Origin of the sequence: Xenorhabdus entomophaga (assembly GCF_037996725.1) — a bacterium.
GTDB lineage: Bacteria > Pseudomonadota > Gammaproteobacteria > Enterobacterales > Enterobacteriaceae > Xenorhabdus > Xenorhabdus khoisanae.
Map to the genome: position 1 here is coordinate 1 of NZ_JBBMXH010000213.1, position 2,370 is coordinate 2,370.

Annotated in this window: 3 protein-coding genes and 1 pseudogene; 2 read left to right on the forward strand and 2 right to left on the reverse strand. The window is 33.5% G+C overall.

Annotation, left to right across the window (positions count from 1 at the left end; genetic code table 11):
• Positions 1–109 precede the first annotated feature (109 nt).
• Positions 110–313 (forward strand): annotated as a pseudogene (locus tag AAC854_RS22140) (transposase); the annotation flags it as partial.
• Here the strand turns inward: AAC854_RS22140 and AAC854_RS24465 are convergent.
• Positions 310–465 (reverse strand): isocitrate lyase/phosphoenolpyruvate mutase family protein, encoded by a 156-nt coding sequence (locus tag AAC854_RS24465; protein WP_422824125.1) that lies wholly within the window; start codon positions 463–465, stop codon positions 310–312. The pseudogene AAC854_RS22140 and the gene AAC854_RS24465 sit on opposite strands and share 4 nt — an antisense overlap.
• A gap of 114 nt (positions 466–579) precedes the next feature.
• Between AAC854_RS24465 and AAC854_RS22145 the strand changes: the two genes are divergently transcribed.
• The gene (locus tag AAC854_RS22145; RefSeq protein WP_340618983.1) at positions 580–1,161 is read left to right on the forward strand and encodes a hypothetical protein; all 582 of its coding nucleotides are present in this window, start codon (positions 580–582) and stop codon (positions 1,159–1,161) included.
• Between the two features lie 98 nt (positions 1,162–1,259).
• Here AAC854_RS22145 and AAC854_RS22150 read toward each other — a convergent pair whose 3' ends face one another.
• Positions 1,260–2,213, reverse strand: a complete 954-nt coding sequence (locus tag AAC854_RS22150; protein ID WP_340618984.1) for a glycosyltransferase family 9 protein — start codon at positions 2,211–2,213, stop codon at positions 1,260–1,262.
• Between the last annotated feature and the right edge of the window lie 157 nt (positions 2,214–2,370).

Sequence of the window (2,370 nt, forward strand, 5' to 3'; positions counted from 1 at the left end):
GTATGCGTAAGTTGCTGACTATCCTGAATGCCATGCTCAGAAAGAACGAAGAATGGAATGAATCTTACCATCACGTTGCGCCATAATTTTTATGTTCAAGACAGTTGCTTACAGCCCTAATCTCAACCCGATTGAGCGATTATGGAAATACGCGAACGAGCAGGTACGAAACAACGTCTATTTTCCGGATGCAAAAACATTCCGTGAAACCCTTCATCATTTTTTTCATGTCACGTTGCCAGAAAAAGCCAGTGAACTCATCACCCGGTTGACTGATAACTTCCAGATTTTAAAATCTGCATCTTCAAGTTAATTGCGTATAATGATAATTTTTCTATCAGCTAATTGGTTATCGGGATAGCCTAAACTCCAAGATATTCCGGCACTGGTTGTTGCTATTGCTTTTACTCCATTTTGTTCGGCCAAACGGGTACTAATAACATCCCATGAATTAGCTAATAACAAATTAAGAAAAAAGAAATTACTTCTGCTGAATCACTAACATTATTTAACTATGCTTTGCCTATATGTGTCATTGGATATCTTATAGGCATTCATCATAGTGAATGGGAAAATTTAGTGATAAAATCTCGCGAATTTTTTGATTGTATTATCTCTAATGAAGATAAACAAAAAACCATTGAATCAATTGCTGCATCAGAATATTTATACACTCAAGTAGAAAAATCATCAGGAATTTTGTTGACTAAATTAACAGAAATTTTCCTGATTCATAATATTTCAGATAAACATGTTGTGATTTCTAATGCAATAGGTTTTTTCTTTCAAGCGTCAGATAGTACAACAGGATTATTAGGGAAAATGTTAATTAGGCATCAAGGAAGTAAAAATATTAATGGAATGGATATTTTGAATGAAATACTGAATCAGGAACCTCCGATAAAAAATACTCGGAGATTTAAAACAGAACAAGGAAGTCATTCAAATGATACACTGCTAGTTATTCCTTTGAAAACAGAAGAAGGTACTTTGCCATTTGGGTATGGCTCCCATCGTTGTCCAGGAGAAATCTGGGGGAAAACTATTGCATTAGCAGCCTTTGAATTTCTTATTTCTTTACCAGTACCTGATTTATTTATTGCACATTATCAGTGGCGAGACTCTCCAAATGCCTCAGTTCCTGAATTCATCTTTTATTAGAATGAATATAAGGAAAATTCAATTAGCCAATTAAAATTTTAATGCTCTCGCCATCATTAATGATGGAGGAGTTATTATACAGTATTGATGTAACAGCCTTATTTTTGCTTTTCAAGCAAGAAAAAAATAGCAGAATAGATTTTATCTAAATTAATACTATTGACATTTTCTGGGTCATATAAAGTTACACATTTATCATTAGATGCCAGTGGAGCCCAGTTTTCAGGTTTTGTCACGCCATAAAGAGCAACAAGATTTTTCTGTAGCGCGGCTGATAAATGACAGATACCTCCATCACCAACAATAATTAATGACATATTATTCAATAAGTTTAAAAAGGAACTTAGAGAATCAGATATGACAATTTTACTACTTTCTCCTATACGTGCTTTTAAATCCTCAGCTAAAAAAATATCATTGTTAAGTGAAGAAATAATAAATTTTGCCTCTGGGTAGTGATCACTTATCTTATGTGCAATTAAAGCAAGGCGCTCATTACTGATTAGACTACTTTCTCGGTTATTAGAAACAGAAAATAAAATTAAAGGAAAACAATGCTCAGTAACTTGAATGGTATTTTTAAGTGTAATGCAAGGAAATAGATCAGCAGGTAATTTTTTTTCATCAGGTAAAAATATACGTAATAGTTTTAATGATTGATGATAACCAATTACTTGTTCTTTCTTCACCGGATAGTTAATTAATTTAGAGTGCCAGTGTTTATCAGCAGTAACAGCATAGCGCTTTTTAGCACCTAGTAACCATAAAAATAAATTATTCAGTTTCATCGGCGTTGGTTTGGCTGATATTGCAATATCAAACCTCTCTCGACGAAATTTTAATGCAGTTTTTAAAGTTGATAAGTATTTATTCCCTTTGGGAATAATATTTATGTTTATATCATGACATAAATAATGAGCAAGTTCAGTATGTTCTGCATCAATAAATAAGCCGATCTCTGAGTTTGGATGTTTTTTCCGCAAAAATTTTATTAATGGCTGAGTGCAGATAAGATCACCAAGCCCATTTCGTCGTAATATCGCTATTTTCATGTAGGATTTATCAAGTTAAAAAATTATCATGTCTAATTTGTTTAACTAACCCGAATTCTGGATAAGACATTGACGAGAAGCCTGTTCCAGGAGCAAAGTTTTGGTGCACACCAAAAACAGCTCCGAGGGGGAACAGGCTATGGACAAGTTAGTTGAA

Excerpts from the sequence above, each read along its gene's own strand:
- AAC854_RS22150 (WP_340618984.1), bottom strand. The coding sequence starts at position 2,213 with ATGAAAATAGCGATATTACGACGAAATGGGCTTGGTGATCTTATCTGC.